This is a genomic window from Methyloceanibacter superfactus, assembly GCF_001723305.1.
In the GTDB taxonomy this organism is placed as follows: domain Bacteria; phylum Pseudomonadota; class Alphaproteobacteria; order Rhizobiales; family Methyloligellaceae; genus Methyloceanibacter; species Methyloceanibacter superfactus.
This window is the reverse complement of sequence record NZ_LPWF01000016.1, coordinates 148,128-164,181: the sequence shown is the minus strand read 5'-3', so window position 1 is coordinate 164,181 and position 16,054 is coordinate 148,128. Positions and strand designations below refer to the sequence as shown.

The window sequence follows — 16,054 nt, the reverse complement described above, 5'->3', positions numbered from 1 at the left end:
TATCTCTGTCTCCCGCCTCGCGCCATCAATCGGGCTTGGCGGCGACGGCGTCCGAACCCGACAGCATAGGCGTCGCCGCGCTCGAGTAGACCGGCTCCTGCAATAGCCCGAATGTCTTGCGCGCCGACAGCCTCACCATGGCAGCGGTGTAAGCGTAGATCTCAGCGCTATCGACCATGCCATCGCCGTTGCGACCGGATAAAGATCGGCGGAACCGGCCAGACCCTCGATCAGGTAGCGAGTGAACAGCCCGATGTCGTAGCTCGTGTCGATCAGGGTGCGCTGGCCCCGGTCCGCCGCAGCGAGCACCGTCACCGTGGAGAGCGGCGCCGGCGGAAGGACCGAGCTCGTCGTTTCGGGCAGGTTGGGCGGCAGGACATAGGAACCGTGATCCCGGCCATATTCGCTTTCCAGCAGGAGGAGCACCGACTTCGCGTTGAGCTTGGCGAGATTGTCGTAGAGGGTCGACAGCGGATAGCCACCCCGTTCTTCGCGATAGGGCTCCGCGTCCACCGGCAACAAATAATTGTCGCTGTGACTGCTATTGGTCGCCCCGAGACCGGAATAATAAACGATCACCCGGCCGCCCGGCTGCGCACGCACCAGACGGGCAAGCTCGCCGTCGGACCCCGGCACCGGGCCGAACAGCCGCTCCAGGTCGGCACGCTTCGCATTCCGCACGTCTATAATGTTGTCTTGGCGATAGCCGAGATGTTCGGTGAGGAAGAAGTACATCGCGCCGGCGTCGTTCCGTGCGGTCTCGGCGGTAGGCAGGTTCTCGTAAGCGCTATTGCCGATGATGACGGCAATGTCACCCGGACTCTCCGCAGCGGCCGGCAACGCCCGATAGAGCTCGCGAATGCGCGTGAAGGACTTCACGACGTTGCCGTTGCCGCTCCCCGGGCGCGGCAAGTGGCGCGGCGGCATGGTGCAAAGATCGAAATGACCTTCGCTCTCGATCTTCCGCACGTCGGCCAGGGACAAGTGCCCTTCGATCTGCACGCAATTGCGGCACCACACAACGCCATAGCGGCTCTGCAGATCATCGAGCTGGATCTGGTTGAGCCCGTCAGGCGACGGCAGGCAGCCGGACGCGCAAGCGCGGGCCCTGACACTGTCGCCGTGAGCCTTGCGCAGAATCCCGATAAGATCCTCCGGCAGGCAGTCTATCTCAAGCCGCGTCAGCGGCACGGGCGCCTCCTCCTCGATAGGCGGCGCGGATTCGGCGGGAGGTGCGAGCGCCGCGGTGACGCCGGTCTCACTGGCCTCGGTCGTATCGGCCTCCGGCGCATCGGGCCCCGTCGCCGGCTCGGCTGCCTCGGCGCCGGCCGCTTCCGCTTCGACGGCCTCGGGCGGCGGCGCGGGGGGCTCGGGCTTCGCCACCGGCAGGTCCTTGCACAGCGCCCTCAGCTTCTTCTGGACCGGTTCGGCGAGAAAATCGCCGTAGGCCTTCATCCCGTGTTCGTTCTTGAAATACCAATGGGCCGTCCACGTCTCGTCATTGGCCTTGCCGTCGATCGGGCCCTTGTAATATCCGAGCTGAGAAAAGCAGCGTTGCACCCAGGCCGTCGCCTCGGCCTTCTTGTCCTTGGGCTCGGCCGCCGCCGTGGCCTCCACCTCCGGCGTCACCACCGCGATGACCATATTTTGTGCCGCTGCTGCACCGGCCGCAGGCTCCGCACGTGCCACGGCAAGGCACGCCGCCGTACCCGCAAGCGTAAGGACGAGCCCGCCTAACAGGCTCCGCCCGCGTCCCAATCTCCCCGCCATGGATACCCTCAAACGCAAAAACGCACTCTGACCGCGCCCTCTGGCGCGGCCCACTTCAAACATATTTGCCATCTTCCAGAGCAAAGATTAGGCCAAGCAATCAGGCGACCCAAGGCCTCTCCGGGAGCGCCACCAGGAACGCTAAGGGGCGATGGCGGCAAGACATTGGCAAACCGCGCCATGGGACCGGATGGGACCCGCTAACGCACCACAAGCTTAATGGCAGTCCGGGCCAGAACCTCGGTGTCCTCGGAATCCCCGGAATCGGTGTCCCCGGACTCGCCCGCGCCCGGTTGATCGTCGTCGGACCCAGCCTCCTTGGCCTTGAGCGCCACCTGGCTCCCGGCTGCCTTCTGCCCAGCTGCGATCTTCGAAGCCCCTTCGACCACGATCTGGCGGGTCAGGAAGTCGCGATAATTCCCCAGCGGGGTGAACTGCCGCGTCTTGAAATCGTGCTCGATCCCATCGGCCTCGACACCGCTCGCGTTACAGATGGCGATTACGGTCTCCGTTCCGGGATCCTTGAGCCGGAACTGGAATGGCGCCTCGTCGCCCGGGAACCGCGCCTCGGTCTCCGCCGGCAGGAAATTGTCCTGCTGAAACTGGTTGGGGAAGATCACGGTGCCGTTCCCGTCCGCCTCCACATTGATCAGCGTGAGGTGGCAATCCCTGCCCGACCGGATGCTGAACACGGGAAGGTCGTTCACGCGGTAGGTGCTCTTGTCGGAGGTAAGCGCCAGATCGAAATCGTCGAACACGTCTTCATTGTCGTCTCTGATCCGAGCCACGGCGGTCGGCGTCAACGAAGCGATCTCGATGGGCTTGCTGGTGGAGACCTTGGCGACCAGATCCCCGAACTCGGCCTCGAGGATTTCGCGCGGTAGCACGCCCTGCTCCAGGCGGCGCTTGATCCGGCCGGCCTCGCCGCCGGCTTTGGCCAAGCCTTCGGCCAACACGTCCGCCTGAAGCCCGTACTCGCCGCCGCGATCCTCAGATCGACAGACTTCTCATAGGCCCGCGAGAGAAAGTTGATGCTCTCCACGCCCTCGGCCTGCGAGTCGAGATCGGGATCGAGACCGGCGCGGAGCATCGCCTTGCGGAAGCGCGCCGCGTCGGACGCGAGCAACTCTTTCATCTCGGCTTGCGGCGCATAGAGCGCCTCGACCTGACGGCGAACGCTCATGGGAAAGCTCTTGTCGTGCAGCACATGCTCGCGGATGTCGTCGGACGCCTGGCGGATGCCTTGGTTGTGGCAGCCGAAGCAGGAAATGGCATTGGTCACCGCGCGGTCGCGCTGGCTATCGTCGAGAACGATCTCGGTGGGGCCTTTGCGCAAACGTTCGCCCTCGGCGGTGTTGAGATAATAGGCCTGGAATCCGTTGGGCAGGCTGAAGATGGTCTCTCCGCCATCGTGCTGGAAAGCATCGGCGCCGTAAGGACCGAGCGGATGGACGAAAAGGCTCTGGGCCGACGCATCGCCCTTGAAGTCGTAGGATGTCCAGAAATAGCCGGTCGGGATCGGATGCCGTTCAATCAGACGATTATGCTTGGATACACCCGACTTCTGAAAGCCCGCGCGCCTGGCGAGGAATGCCTCGAGATTCGCTTTGACGTCGACGCCCTCCTCCCGTTCGAGCTCGGCGAATGTCTCGGGCAACCTGAGTAGGTCGTAATAGAGCGGCGGACGCGACGCGGCGAAGGCGAGCCAGTCGCCTCTGACCCAGGGCAGCTTCGTGCCGGTGGTGGATGTTGCCGTGTCGTAAGCCATCCCCTCCGGCTCCATGCCGTAGGGATAGCCGCCGGCTATCCGCGCCCAAGCCTCCTTGCGCCAATCGAGATCATCGAGATTGAAGGCGATGATCGTGGCGTTCGGATCGATCGTGCGCATTTTCAGCACGACCGAATTGCGGCTTAGGCTGTTGAGCAGCTTCACCACGCCTTGCCGGTAGCGCACCATGTCTTCGTTCGAGGCGCAGGCATTATAGAAGTGTGTCAGCGTGACGTAGCGCATGCCCGGACGCCGGGACGCATCCTGCGCGGCGATATCGTCGGCGATCGCGCTGACCATGGCGCCCGTATCGATGGGCACGCGGTTTCCGCACGCCGCCTCGACCGTATCGCCTAGCCCCTTGATCCAGTCATAGACGGCCTTGACGTCGTTCGCCGTCGGCTCGGCGTCGCAGTCGAACTCCTGATAGCAATCGTAGGGCATGTCCTTCTTGGCGATCTGAATGAACAGGCCGGAACCGTCCGGGTTGCCGGGTAGGATCAAATCCGGGTCGCGCGCGATCTCGTCGAGTCTCAGGACGTTGCCGAAATTCTTTGCGGGCTTCTGCCGCTTCAGGGCCGGCCCGGCCTGATGACAGCGCGCGCAATGCTTGTCGAGCGCGTTCAGGGCGGGCGCGCCACCGGATCGTCGGGGGTCGCCGCGACGTTCCCGGCCATCGTCTCGACGGCGACGGCACTGGCCCAATCCCGCCGCCATGCACAGCACGGCGAGCGCGAGCAGCGCGGGCATCGATCGCCACCTCATCAAGACCTCCGTTGGGTCGAGAACCACGGTTATCCGCTCCCCTTTAGAAGACGGCAACTGAACGCCCCATGAACGGGAATGGTTTACGGGGCTCCCGCTCTGCCGCTAGTTCTCGGCCTCTTCGCCAGCAGTCTCACCCTTGGCCTTCGATTTTTGCACGGCATTGGGGCGTGGCGGCAACGACTTGATGAAGGCGGCGATCGCGTTCCGATCCTGCGGCGTGAGCTTCGCCATATTCTCCTGCACCGGCGCCATGGTCTCGCCGATCACGTCGAAATCCGGCGTGTTCCCGGCCTCCAGCAGATAGGCGATGTCCTCCTCGGTCCAATCGCCGATTCCGTCCGCGCTCGGCGTAATGTTGGGAACCGTGCCGCCTTCGGGACTCTTCGCCCCGGCAAACGCCTCCGCCGCGATCGTTCCGCCGAGCCAATTGCGCGGCGAGTGACATTCACCACAATGGCCGGGCCCCAGCGCGAGATAGGCACCGCGGTTCAGTTCGTCGCTGGCGTCAGCATCCGGCGCCCGCGTCTTGCCGTCCACGTAGAGGCGTTGGAATAGCCCGACCCCTCGGCGAATATTGTAGGGAAAGCGCAACGCGTGGGCCGGCGCTTCATTGCTGATCGAAGGCAGCGTGTCGAGATAGGCCTTGAGGTCGATGAGATCGGCGTAGCTCATGCGCTGATAGGACGTGTAGGGAAACGCCGGATAGAGATGGACGCCGCCGGGTGCGACGCCTCGCTTCATGGCATTGACGAAGTCGAGCGTGGTCCACGCACCGATGCCGGTCTCCCTATCCGGGGAAATATTCGGAACATAGAAGGTGCCGAAATCGGTCTTGAGGCAACGCCCGCCCGCCAGCACCGTCTCGTCCTTGATATCGAGATCGTCGCACGCACCGGCCGGCGCGGCGTGACACTCGGCGCAACCGCCTGCGGTGAACATGGTCTTGCCGTTATCGAGATCGGGGACATGATCGTCCGGCAGCGCCGATGCCGGCACCGTCACGGGAATCGTCAGCAGATAGAAGGCAAGCGCACCCGCGGCACCAAGCACCAGCAGCACGAGCAAGGCTCTGCGCACAACCCGGTCCTCCCGAAAAGGCCTAGTCCTTCTTCACGCGGAAGGCCTTGTGGCACTCCTTGCAGACTTTCGTCATGTCGCCGAACGCGGCTTTGAACGGTCCTTCCCCTTGCTCGGCCGCTTCAGCCGCCGCCGTGCTCGCATCTTCCAGCTTCTGCGCCAGCGCCTTGAAGCCCTCGAAGTCCTCCCAAATCTTGGGCGACGCCTCGCTATCGGGGACAGCATCCACTTCCGAGCCGCGGGGAACAGCGTCACATAAGTCTCCGGCACATCGCTGATCTTCAGCATGGCCGCGGCCGCCTTGGCGCCATCGAACGGGATCGTGCCCTTGATCATGTCGCCGCCGAGCTTCGCCGCGGGCCGCACCACGTCGTCCATCAGCTCACGCCGTTCCTTTACGGCTTGGGCCAGATCGTCGGCCGCACTCGCCGCCGCAACGAAGACGATCGCGCCCAAGCAAGCGCCCACGATGAACGTCACTCTTTGCATGGACTTCTCCCAGATCGGCCGCGCATTGCGGCGGCCCTCATCCAACCTTGCGTTTCGTTCGCGCTGTCCAAGAGCGCATTGACGTCATCCTGCCATGCGCAAGCGCCGTCTTCTACCCGCCGGTTCGCCTAAGGCATGGGGATTGGTCGCCCCTCCTCGAGCACGTCCCAACCGCGCTTGACGGCGGGCCGCTCGGCGATCGCCGCATACCAGCGCTTCACATGCGGATAGTCGGCGAAGTCAACCGTCTGCCATTCGAAGCGGGAGATCCAAGGCCAGATTGCGATGTCGGCGATCGAGTAGTCGCCGGCGACATATGCCGACTCGGCGAGCCGCGTGTTCAGCACGCCCCAGATTCGCTTCGCCTCTTTGGCGTAGCGCTCCTCGGCGTAGGAACTCTTGCCCGGGTTGAACTTCACGAAATGATGGGTCTGGCCGAGAAAAGGACCCGCCCCGCCCATCTGCCACATGAGCCACTCGACCACGCGCCATTTGGTGGGAAAGTCCTGGCGCCACAACTGGCCGGTCTTCTCGGCGAGGTAGAGCAGGATGCGCCCCGACTCCATCAAGTGCAGCCCGTTGTCGTTGTCGACGATGGCGGGGATCTTGTTGTTGGGCGAGATCTTGAGAAAGGCCGGATCGAACTGATGGTCCTTGGTGATGTCGATTGGATGGACGCGATACGGAAGCCCGACCTCCTCCAACATGATCGAGATCTTCTGACCGTTCGGCGTCATCCACGTATAGAGATCGATCATCCTTCCCCCACTTTAATTGTTGCGCTGCACAGGTCTGCACACGAACCACATCGCCGTCAAAGGCGCACTGCGCAGGCTGGCTCGTTCGCATTTGCGAAAAATTCGATTCACCAAGTCTTCATCCCGCGGCCTCCCTATCGCCCAGAACCGGTCGCGTCCACGCCACAGCCGGCTGTTAGCCTTAAGGATTAGGCGCGGCTGACGCATTCGCGCGCCGAGGGAGGTTCTGATGCTCAATTGTGCTCATCTCGACAGTCAACGCCCGCAGGGTACCGTTCCTAGCCAATCGAGCTTCGCCCGTTACGCTATCTATTACACGCCACAGCCGGGAAGCGCCCTCGCGTCGTTTGGGCGCTCTTGGTTCGGCCGCGCCAATGACGGCGCAACGCTGCAGGCATTCTCCAGCGACGGCCTCCCCGGCTCGGGCTTGCCAAGACACCGGCCGCCGCCGGCCGTTACACCGGCTTGCACGCCCTCTTCCGGCCACCGTTTGCGCTGCGCGACAATGTTGGGCTCGACATGTTGAAATCGCGCCTCGTCACCTTCGCCGCGCACCGCAAACCCGTGGAGACCGGGCCGCTGACGCTCGCGCGGTCGGGCCGCTATCTCGTGCTACGCCCAGTCGAGCCGAGACCCGAGCTCGACTGGCTTGCCACGCAATGCGTGAACGCCTTCGACGACTTCGCCGCGACCGCCGGCTACGACGATGGCCAGGACAGCCGCCATCTGAGCGACCATCAGCGCCTGCTGTTACGGAGCTTCGGCCATCCCCACGTGATGAGCGAGTATCGCTTCTGCATCGCGCTCACCGGCCCGCTCGACGCGGCCCATCTGGAGCGGGTGTCGCAAGCCCTCTGGCCGGTGATGGAGGAGATCTGCGCGTCGGGAGTCAGCGTGGACGGCTTGTCCCTCTTCGGCGATGCCGGCGGCCGCATGCCCATGCGCCTGATCGGACGTATCATCTCGGCGGCTGAGCTTCGGCCCGGTGCCGGACTTGCTCCGACGCTTTAGAACGAGCCTAAGTTTTGACACACGGCTCCCCCACCCTCGTTCTGCTGGGGAAATACGGGGGTTCCAATGCCCGATTACGGGGAGATCCTGGCGTTCCTCGCCGCTAATCCGCCACAACTCGAGGCCGAGCGCGAGCTCCACGCATCGCTGCTTGAGCTGCTCGCCCAATGCCTGCGTTCCGAGCGCGTGGTCACCGACGGCGAAGAAGGCGAGGAGGATCTCGACCTCAGCGAAATCCGCTGGATCAGCGTCAACTGATCGCTGGCGCGATTTGACCCTAATCAATGGCGCGAAGCCTGGGTCGATCTAGTGCTTGGGGCTCGCCCCAACGGGGACCTGCCCTTGGCATTTGCGCCTAAGGGCGCCGGGGTGCTATTTGAGCGGTTGGATGGGTCTGCCTGGGCGCTGGATCAGCCAGCATTTTTTGCATCGTTTCGAGGGAGTTGACCTACACCATGAGGGAAAGCGTGGCGGTAAAGCAATCAGACGCTGAGACTGTGAAAAGTTCGGCCGACGACGTCGTCCGTGCCTTTTCGCAAAGCGTCGCAGCGGGTGAGCGCTCCGATCAGCCCTACCCGCACTGGGTCTTGAGGACCTGTCTTCCGGCCGACACCATCGAGGACATTCTTGCCCTCCCCTTCCCGGCCCCGTCTCTCGAAGGCGTGTCGGGAAAGCGAGAGCTCCACAACAACACGCGCCGATATTTCGACGCCGACAACCGCGCGGCCTTCCCGGTCTGCGAGGCAGTGGCCGAAGCCTTTCAGGACAAGCGCGTCACCCAGTTGGTCGAGAAGGCATTCGGCACCAAGCTCGACGGCACCTATCTGCGTATCGAGTTCGCCCAAGACACGGACGGCTTCTGGCTTGAGCCGCATACCGATCTCGGCGTGAAGTCCTTCACCATGCTGCTCTACCTGTCGACGGACGACAGCCACGAGGATCTCGGCACCGATATCTACGATGCCGACAAGAAGCATGTCGGCCGTTCACCCTTCGCCTCGAACGCGGCGATGATCTTCGTGCCGGGCAGCGACACCTATCACGGCTTCGAGAAGCGGCCGATCAAGGGCGTGCGCAAGTCGCTCATCATCAATTACGTGACCGACGAATGGCGCGCCCGCGAGCAGCTCGCCTTCCCGGAGGCGCCGATCGCCTGATCGCGCTGCGCTTCAGATCGGTTTTCGCAAATGGCCGGGCTCGTCCCGGCCATTTCATTTTGTGCTATGCCGACGAAAAGGCAGCGCAGGAACGAAGGACGGAACGTCGCCCATGAGCAAAGTCGCTTGGATCGGGCTCGGCGTGATGGGCTACCCCCTCGCCGGACATCTCAAAACCCACGGCCATGACGTGACCGTGTTCAATCGCACGCGCGAGAAGGCGGAGCGCTGGGTCGATGCGTTTGGCGGCAGACTCGCCGCGACGCCGGCCGAAGCGGCAGGCGATGCCGACTTCGTCTTCGCCTGCGTCGGCAACGACGACGACCTCCGCTCGGTGACCCTCGGCCCGGATGGGGTGTTCCAAACTCTCCAGTCGGGCGCCGTCTTCGTCGACCACACCACGGCTTCGGCCACCATCGCCCGGGAGCTGCATGGCGCGGCGCGTGAGCGCGGCGCAGGCAGCCTCGATGCGCCCGTCTCCGGCGGCCAGTCCGGCGCCGAAAGCGGCACGCTCACGGTTATGATCGGCGGCGACGAAGACGATTTCACCAAGGCAAAGCCGGTGATCGACGCCTATGCGCGCGCGGCCAATCTGATCGGCCCGTCGGGTTCTGGCCAGCTCACCAAGATGGTCAACCAGATCTGCATCGCCGGTCTCATCGAGGCCCTCGCCGAGGCGCTTCACTTCGCCAAGGCGGCCAACCTCGATGTCGAGAAGGTCATCGACACCATCTCGAAAGGCGCGGCCCAATCCTGGCAGATGGACAATCGCTGGCGGACGATGATCGAGGGAAAGTTCGACTTCGGCTTTGCCGTCGACTGGGTCCGCAAGGATTTCGCCATCTGCTTCGACGAGGCCCGCCGCAACGGCGCGAGCCTGCCGGTGACGGCGCTTGTCGATCAGTTCTATGCGGACGTTCAGGAGATGGGCGGCAACCGCTGGGACACTTCGAGCCTGATCGCGCGCCTCGGCCGCAAATAGCTCAGACCCGCGGTTCCTCGGCGGCATAGTCGAGCGGCAGCGCCGTGGTGAACTTGATCTGCTCCATGGCGAAGGCCGAGCTCACGTCTGACAGCTCGATCTTTGAGATGAGCCGCTTGTAGAACGCGTCGTAGCGCTCGATGTCGGGCACCACCACGCGGAGCAGATAGTCCACCTTGCCGCTCATGCGGTAGAACTCGACCACTTCGGGGAAATCGTTGAGCGCGGCGTGAAACCGCTCGAGCCACTCTTTCGTGTGATGGCTCGTGGTGATGGAGACGAACACCGTCACCCCGACATTGACCTTCTTGGGGTCGAGCAGCGCGACGCGGCGCTCGATCACCCCCTGCTCCTCCAGCTTCTGGATGCGGCGCCAGCACGGCGTGGTCGACAGGCCGATCTGCTTGCCGATCTCGGCCACCGGCAGCGTGCTGTCTTTCTGCAAGATTTCGAGGATCTTGCGGTCCATGCGGTCGAGTATCGCCATGGCCTGCTTGATTTTCCGGCTGCAAAATTCCGCACGGATATGGCGGCTTGTTAAAACAAGGTTCCATTACCCTGCTTCTCTGCTCACGGTGTTAGATTATTTTTCTACGACCCGCAAGCGAGCTTCCTACAGGAGCCGCCGCACCTCGCGCCGCAGCACCGGCAGCAGCTCGGCTTCGAACCAGGGATTCTTGGTCAACCAGGCATTGTTGCGCCAAGACGGGTGCGGCAGCGGCAAGATTCTGGGGCGCCGCTTTGCCTTGAGGTGCTCCCGCCAGCGCAGCATTGTTTCTTGCAAGGTCTTGCCCCGCGATGCGCCGAGATGGAATTCCTGCGCATAGGCTCCAACGGCGAGCACAAGCTCGATCTGCGGCAGCGCGTCGAACAAGCGGCGGTGCCACAGGGTCGAACACTCACGCCGCGGCGGGAGATCGCCGCCCTTGGCGTCCTGTCCCGGGAAGCAGAAGCCCATGGGCACGATGGCGAGACGGCTCTCGTCGTAGAACTCGTCCTCGGTCACGCCCATCCATGCGCGCAACCTGTCGCCGGAGGGATCGGTGAACGGCGTGCCAGAGGCATGCACGCGCGTGCCCGGCGCCTGGCCGCAAACGGCGAGCCGCGCCGTGCCGCTTGCCCGCAACACCGGCCGCGGTTCATGCGGCAGCGTCTTGCCGCGAGGGTTTTCGACACACTGGCGGCAGCGCGGATCGCGCCGAGCAGATCGGCGAGTTCAGTCGCGGGCGCGGTCATAGGTCGAGGGTCATGCCATCCTCGGCGACCAGATAACGTGCGGCATCGACCTTGCCCAATTCAGCGAGCATGGCGTCACCCATATGCGTGAGCAGCACGCGCTTGGCGCCGAGCCTTTCGTAGTTCGCATCGATCGTTTGGTAGTCGAGATGGATGGGCATCGTCACGTCGTATTGGAAGCATTCGCTGATGAAGAGCTCGGCGCCGCGCGCCACGTCACACAGCACCTCGACCCAGCCGGTATCTCCAGTGAAGGAAATCACCTTCCCGTCGACCTCGAGTCTGAGCGCATAAGGCGGCGCACCGGATGGATGTTTCACCTCGAACGGCGTCACCGTGACGTCTTCCACCGTGAACGGCGTCTGCTCTTCATACTCGACGAAGATGAGATCGAAGCCGCGCTCCGCCGTGCTGGCATTCGGATAGAGCGCCTCGGCCAAAGTGTTGAAGCGCGCCTCGATGCCCTTCGGTCCCAAGACGACCAGCGGCCGGGTCCGGTTGCTCACATATTTCGCGTCGATGAGGAGCCATGGCAGCCCGCCGAAATGATCGCCATGAAGATGGCTGATGAACACCGTGTCGATGTCGTTGGGGCTGATCCCAAGGCGGCGCATACCGATGAGCGACGTCGCCCCACAGTCGATGAGGAAGGTGGAAGGCCCGGAGCGGACGCAAAACGATGTCTGGAGGCGGCTGCCTGCGCCGAAAGCGTCGCCGCAGCCGATCACGGTCAGTTGCATGGAGTTCCCATCTTTTCGTAGTCCCTTCCATTCGTGAGCGCGTTATCGGCGGCTCCGCCTCATCCCATCCCGTGTCAGCCCGGAGCGACAGTAAACGCGCCGTTAGGGATTTCCGCTGATAGTTCTCGTTAAGCCTAAATCGGGGGGTCCGACTCCGGCCGCGCGCCGGAGCTATACCATTGATCCTTCGAGGCTTTTTGGTCAGCGGGATAGTTGCGAGTTTAATATAGGTCATGTCAGGAGGCGCGTCAGCCGAGGCCCCGCGGGTTCGTTCGGGATCGCTCGACAACCATAAGCGGCGTGCCTATCGCAGCGTCCAGGAGGCCCGCGAGAAGCTCGCCTATAAATCGGGGCCGAGGCCGGAGTTCGAATACGAGCTCCTGATGATGTTCGTGAAGAACGAACTCTCAGCCGCCATCACCACGCCCCTGCTCGCCATCGTCGTCGCCATGGGCGCCATGTTCTGGGCGCCCCCCCGCGCGCTGCTACTCTGGCTCTGCGCCGTGTTCGTGGCCAAGGGCATCCTCATCGCCCTTTGCCGGCAATTCTCCAAGGCCCCGCATGACGACGCCACCACCGCCAGCTGGCGCGCCAAGATCGCCTCCGCCGAGTTCCTCTACGGGGTGACCTGGGCGAGCGTCGCCTTCATCAGTCCCGAGACCCAAGGCGAGGCGGCTCACACCTTCATCTTCGCCTCCCTCCTCGTCGTCATCTCGATGCGGATGCTGTTCGCCTCGACGGTGATGCCCATCGTCTATGCCGGCACGCTGCCGATGACGATCGCCATCGTGGTGCGCTTCGCCCTCCTCGATAATCCATTCTTCTGGGCCATGGCGGCCATGGCCGTCGGCGTGCACATCTACTTCATTTGGCTCATGAACGGCTTCAACTCGACCGTCCTCGCCATGCTGGAATATCGGGCCGAGAAGGATGCCCTGATCGCGGAGCTCGAGCAGTCGAAGTCGATTTCCGACGATGCCCGGCTGCGCGCCGAGGAAGCCAACCTCGCCAAGTCCCGCTTCCTCGCGACGATGAGCCATGAGCTGCGTACGCCGCTCAACGCCATTCTCGGTTTCTCGGAAATCATGCGCGGCGAGATTCTGGGGCCACACGCCAACCCTACCTACAAGGAATATGCCGACGATATTCACCAGAGCGGACAGCACCTGCTCACGCTCATCAACGAGATTCTCGATATCAGCCGGATCGAGGCCGGCCGCTACGAGCTGCGCGAGTCGCCCATCTCGCTCCCCGAGGTTGTCGAGGATTGCCACCGCCTCATGCGGCTTCGCGCCGAGAACAAAGGACTGAAGATCGTCGAGTCGTTCGAGGAAAATCTGTCGCAGCTTTGGGCCGACGAACGCGCGATACGGCAGATCTGTCTCAACCTGCTGTCCAACGCCATCAAGTTCACCCCGTCCGGCGGCACCATCACCCTGAAGGTGGGGCGCACGGCGCTCGGCGGCCAGTTCCTCAGCATCAAGGATACCGGCCCCGGCATCCCGGAAGGCGAAATTCCGCGCGTACTCCGCAGCTTCGGCCAAGGGTCGCTCGCCCACCAGACCGCGGAAGGCGGCACCGGGCTCGGCCTGCCCATCACCAAAGGGCTCACCGAGCTGCATGACGGCACGTTCGAGCTCAAAAGCAAGCTCCGCTACGGCACCGAGGTGACCGTGACCCTGCCCCGCAGCCGGGTCATGGAGGCGCTGCCGCGCCTGGCCGAGCCGGGCGAAGATCAGCCCGACAAGCCGGACGTGCCGTGGCGGGCCGGCCGGGACAAGCGCGCGAGCTAGCCTGCCCCCCCGGGTCCTAATTTGCCCTGCCTCGCGAGACTCCCTACATAGGCCCGAGGGATACGATCAACCGGCAGGGCTTCTTGGAAACACCGTGCATCAATATCTGCCTGCTCGACGATAAGTCCGGGCTCTGCGTCGGCTGCGGCCGCAGCGGCGAGGAGATCGCGGGCTGGGTAGACATGCGCCCGCCGACCGGCGTGCCATCATGGTTGTCCTGGCCGAGCGCCTGGAGCAGCTGGAGCGTCAGGCAGAAGCGGAAGGCTCACGCGCGTGACCACTTGGCTTGCCCTGTTCATTCTCGCCCTCGGCGCCATGATGCTGGTGAGCGACGCTAATGGCATGATTGTCGGCCTCGATGCCACCACCTTCGGCTATGTCGCGGTCTTCCTCGCTCTTCTCGTTTACGTCGCCGGCGGGCTGGTGACACGTTATGCGGGAGGCACCAGCGCCATGTTCCGCGATGCGGTCACCTGGCTCGCGCTCGGTCTCGGCCTGGTGACGCTCTACGCCTATAAGGACGAGCTGACACCCATCGCGCCCGCGTCGTGGGCGAGCTCCTGCCCGGCACGGCCATGACCGTCGAGCAAAGCGCCGGCGGCCTCACCGAGGTCCGCATTCGCAAACGCCTGAACGGCCACTTCTTCGCCACCGTCAAGGTCAACGGCAAGGAGATCTCGATGATCGTCGACACCGGCGCCTCGTCCATCGTGCTGCGGCCCGAGGACGCCAGGAAGGCCGGCATCGACCCCGACACGCTCACTTACCGGGTTCCCGTGATGACGGCGAATGGGCGGACCGTGGCGGCGCGCGTGCGGCTCGACGAGGTCGCCATCGGCCCGCTGGACCGCACCAAGGTCGAGGCCCTGGTGGCCCGGCCCGGCGCCCTCACCCAAAGCCTGCTCGGTATGAGTTTCTTAAGCCGCCTCCGCTCCTATGAGTTTTCCGGCGACTTCCTAACCTTGCGCGGCTAAAGGCCCTCCACGCCCGCCGCTATCGAAGCGAGGCGTTTTGCGTTCAGCCACCAAACATACGCTGATCGAGGCAATGCAGTGGGGCGCTCTGGCCCTCGGCATCTTCGCGGTGATCTATTTCTTTGACGATCTGCGTGCGGCCTTCGGACCCGACCGCGGTGGCCTGCCGACCTTCGCCGAGGCCATGCGCGATCGCCCCGCCGCACCCGAGAACAAGGGGTCCGGCTTCACCCGAGAGGTCAGGTTGCGGGCGAACGAGAGCGGTCACTTCGTCTTCAAGGCGGCGGTCAACGATCGTCTCGCCAGCTTCGTGGCCGACACGGGCGCCACCTTCGTCGTGCTCACCTATGAAGATGCCGAGCGCCTCGGGCTGTCGCCGCGCAGCCTCGACTTCACCGCGCCGGTCCAGACCGCCAATGGCATCACCTATGTGGCACCGGTGACGCTGGACCGGGTGCGCGTGGAGGACATCACCATTCGCGACGTCCCCGCAGCCGTGGCCGAAAAGGGCGCCCTCGGGACCAATCTTCTCGGCATGACCTTCCTCGGCCGATTGAAGAGCTTCCAGATTCAACGCGGCGAGCTCGTGCTCGTCCAATAGCGGCAGCGCGGCCCGCTATACGACCGGCACGCCTCCCGGGTGCTTCGCCTTGTGCTCGGGCTCCACATGGATCGTGACCACCGCATCCGGCACGTCGGCCTTGATCGCCGCCTCGATCCGGTCGCAAATCTCATGGGACTCGGCAACGCTCATACTGCCCGGCACCACCAGGTGAAACTGCACGAAGGTGGCGCGCGCAGCGTGACGCGTGCGGAGGTCGTGCGCCTCGAGCGCGCCTTCGGCGCGGAGGAGATCGCCTGACGGATCTTCTCAAGCTCGTCTTCGGGGACCGCCTCATCCATCAACCCGCCGATCGACTGGCGTACGAGCACCCATCCCCACCACAGGATGTTCAGGCAACGATGACGGCCATGAGGGGATCGAGAACGAGCCAGTCGGTGGCCGCCACCAGCGCAACGCCGGCGAAGACGCCGATAGACGTGATCACGTCCGTAAGGAGATGGCGCGCATCCGCCAGCAACGCGGGCGACCGGCGCGTGCGGCCGGCCCGGAGCAGCACTAGACACCAAGCGCCATTGATGACCGTGGCGACGCCGTTGATCGCAAGGCCGAGAAAGGGCGCTTCGATCGGGCGCGGATCGAGGTAAGCGAAATAGGCCCTCTGCAGGATGGCGATCGCCGCCACGACGATCAGCACGCCTTCCAGCACGGCGGAAAGATATTCGGCCTTGTGGTGACCGTAAGGGTGATTGGAGTCCGGCGGACGGGCACTGAGACGAACGGCAAAGAAGGCCGCGAGCGCTGTCGCGACGTTAACGATGCTCTCTAGCGCGTCGGAGTACAGTGCGACGCTGCCGGTGAGATGATAAGCCGCATATTTCAGCGCCAAGACGAGAACGCCGATGCCGATTCCCGAAAGTGCGAGCTTGATCACCTTCTTCATAGTAGCCGATACGGTGCTTGATGGTG

Annotated in this window: 18 protein-coding genes and 2 pseudogenes; 9 read left to right on the top strand and 11 right to left on the bottom strand. The window is 63.9% G+C overall.

Going from position 1 to position 16,054, the window contains the following annotated elements; translation table 11 throughout:
- Nucleotides 1-25: 25 nt before the first annotated feature.
- The 7 genes and pseudogenes from AUC69_RS17360 to AUC69_RS05470 form a co-directional block, all read right to left on the bottom strand.
- On the bottom strand, nucleotides 26-178 hold the full coding sequence (locus AUC69_RS17360) for a hypothetical protein (RefSeq protein WP_158008028.1): 153 nt from the start codon (nucleotides 176-178) through the stop codon (nucleotides 26-28).
- Complete coding sequence (locus AUC69_RS05495) at nucleotides 133-1,644, bottom strand: caspase family protein (RefSeq protein ID WP_141700608.1); 1,512 nt, start codon at nucleotides 1,642-1,644, stop codon at nucleotides 133-135. Before AUC69_RS05495 ends, AUC69_RS17360 begins: the two co-directional genes overlap by 46 nt.
- 326 nt (nucleotides 1,645-1,970) lie before the next feature.
- Nucleotides 1,971-2,657 carry a DUF4384 domain-containing protein gene (locus AUC69_RS16105; protein ID WP_158008027.1) on the bottom strand — a complete coding sequence of 229 codons (687 nt, stop codon included), beginning with the start codon at nucleotides 2,655-2,657 and terminating at the stop codon, nucleotides 1,971-1,973.
- Nucleotides 2,570-4,303: a hypothetical protein gene (locus AUC69_RS17355; protein WP_158008026.1), complete on the bottom strand. Its 1,734-nt coding sequence runs from the start codon at nucleotides 4,301-4,303 to the stop codon at nucleotides 2,570-2,572. Before AUC69_RS17355 ends, AUC69_RS16105 begins: the two co-directional genes overlap by 88 nt.
- Before the next feature lie 105 nt (nucleotides 4,304-4,408).
- The gene (locus tag AUC69_RS05485) at nucleotides 4,409-5,383 is read right to left on the bottom strand and encodes a c-type cytochrome (protein ID WP_069441253.1); all 975 of its coding nucleotides are present in this window, start codon (nucleotides 5,381-5,383) and stop codon (nucleotides 4,409-4,411) included.
- Nucleotides 5,384-5,405: 22 nt separating this feature from the next.
- Nucleotides 5,406-5,627, bottom strand: a pseudogene (locus tag AUC69_RS18340) (cytochrome c); the annotation flags it as partial.
- 373 nt (nucleotides 5,628-6,000) lie between these two features.
- Nucleotides 6,001-6,630, bottom strand: coding sequence for a glutathione S-transferase N-terminal domain-containing protein (locus tag AUC69_RS05470; RefSeq protein ID WP_069441250.1), 630 nt, complete (start codon nucleotides 6,628-6,630; stop codon nucleotides 6,001-6,003).
- 465 nt (nucleotides 6,631-7,095) lie between these two features.
- Here AUC69_RS05470 and AUC69_RS05465 point away from each other — a divergent pair, with 465 nt between their 5' ends.
- The 4 genes from AUC69_RS05465 (at nucleotide 7,096) to AUC69_RS05450 (ending at nucleotide 9,780) form a co-directional block, all read left to right on the top strand.
- Nucleotides 7,096-7,641, top strand: coding sequence for a DUF1045 domain-containing protein (locus AUC69_RS05465; RefSeq protein ID WP_069441249.1), 546 nt, complete (start codon nucleotides 7,096-7,098; stop codon nucleotides 7,639-7,641).
- 66 nt (nucleotides 7,642-7,707) lie between these two features.
- On the top strand, nucleotides 7,708-7,899 hold the full coding sequence (locus AUC69_RS05460) for a hypothetical protein (protein ID WP_069441248.1): 192 nt from the start codon (nucleotides 7,708-7,710) through the stop codon (nucleotides 7,897-7,899).
- A gap of 239 nt (nucleotides 7,900-8,138) precedes the next feature.
- Nucleotides 8,139-8,798 carry a 2OG-Fe(II) oxygenase gene (locus AUC69_RS05455; RefSeq protein WP_069441336.1) on the top strand — a complete coding sequence of 220 codons (660 nt, stop codon included), beginning with the start codon at nucleotides 8,139-8,141 and terminating at the stop codon, nucleotides 8,796-8,798.
- Between the two features lie 112 nt (nucleotides 8,799-8,910).
- Nucleotides 8,911-9,780, top strand: a complete 870-nt coding sequence (locus AUC69_RS05450) for an NAD(P)-dependent oxidoreductase (protein ID WP_069441247.1) — start codon at nucleotides 8,911-8,913, stop codon at nucleotides 9,778-9,780.
- 1 nt (nucleotide 9,781) lies between these two features.
- Here AUC69_RS05450 and AUC69_RS05445 read toward each other — a convergent pair whose 3' ends face one another.
- From AUC69_RS05445 to AUC69_RS05435, 3 genes are all read right to left on the bottom strand, one after another.
- Nucleotides 9,782-10,267 (bottom strand): Lrp/AsnC family transcriptional regulator, encoded by a 486-nt coding sequence (locus AUC69_RS05445; protein WP_069441246.1) that lies wholly within the window; start codon nucleotides 10,265-10,267, stop codon nucleotides 9,782-9,784.
- Nucleotides 10,268-10,393: 126 nt separating this feature from the next.
- Complete coding sequence (locus tag AUC69_RS05440; protein ID WP_342018533.1) at nucleotides 10,394-10,909, bottom strand: uracil-DNA glycosylase family protein; 516 nt, start codon at nucleotides 10,907-10,909, stop codon at nucleotides 10,394-10,396.
- 103 nt (nucleotides 10,910-11,012) lie between these two features.
- Nucleotides 11,013-11,756, bottom strand: coding sequence for an MBL fold metallo-hydrolase (locus AUC69_RS05435; RefSeq protein ID WP_069441245.1), 744 nt, complete (start codon nucleotides 11,754-11,756; stop codon nucleotides 11,013-11,015).
- Between the two features lie 233 nt (nucleotides 11,757-11,989).
- On the opposite strand from AUC69_RS05435, the gene AUC69_RS05430 reads away from it, so the two are divergent.
- The 5 genes from AUC69_RS05430 (at nucleotide 11,990) to AUC69_RS05415 (ending at nucleotide 15,124) form a co-directional block, all read left to right on the top strand.
- Nucleotides 11,990-13,549: a sensor histidine kinase gene (locus AUC69_RS05430; RefSeq protein WP_069441244.1), complete on the top strand. Its 1,560-nt coding sequence runs from the start codon at nucleotides 11,990-11,992 to the stop codon at nucleotides 13,547-13,549.
- A gap of 83 nt (nucleotides 13,550-13,632) precedes the next feature.
- Complete coding sequence (locus tag AUC69_RS16100) at nucleotides 13,633-13,887, top strand: DUF1289 domain-containing protein (RefSeq protein ID WP_244500106.1); 255 nt, start codon at nucleotides 13,633-13,635, stop codon at nucleotides 13,885-13,887.
- Complete coding sequence (locus AUC69_RS05425) at nucleotides 13,823-14,128, top strand: hypothetical protein (RefSeq protein ID WP_069441243.1); 306 nt, start codon at nucleotides 13,823-13,825, stop codon at nucleotides 14,126-14,128. Before AUC69_RS16100 ends, AUC69_RS05425 begins: the two co-directional genes overlap by 65 nt.
- Nucleotides 14,098-14,523 carry a retropepsin-like aspartic protease family protein gene (locus AUC69_RS05420; protein WP_069441242.1) on the top strand — a complete coding sequence of 142 codons (426 nt, stop codon included), beginning with the start codon at nucleotides 14,098-14,100 and terminating at the stop codon, nucleotides 14,521-14,523. The genes AUC69_RS05425 and AUC69_RS05420 overlap by 31 nt, the downstream gene beginning before the upstream one ends.
- A gap of 37 nt (nucleotides 14,524-14,560) precedes the next feature.
- Entirely contained in the window at nucleotides 14,561-15,124 is a 564-nt protein-coding gene (locus tag AUC69_RS05415) for a retropepsin-like aspartic protease family protein (protein ID WP_141700605.1), read from the top strand.
- Nucleotides 15,125-15,139: 15 nt separating this feature from the next.
- Here AUC69_RS05415 and AUC69_RS05410 read toward each other — a convergent pair.
- Nucleotides 15,140-16,028, bottom strand: a pseudogene (locus AUC69_RS05410) (cation diffusion facilitator family transporter).
- Nucleotides 16,029-16,054: the final 26 nt, after the last annotated feature.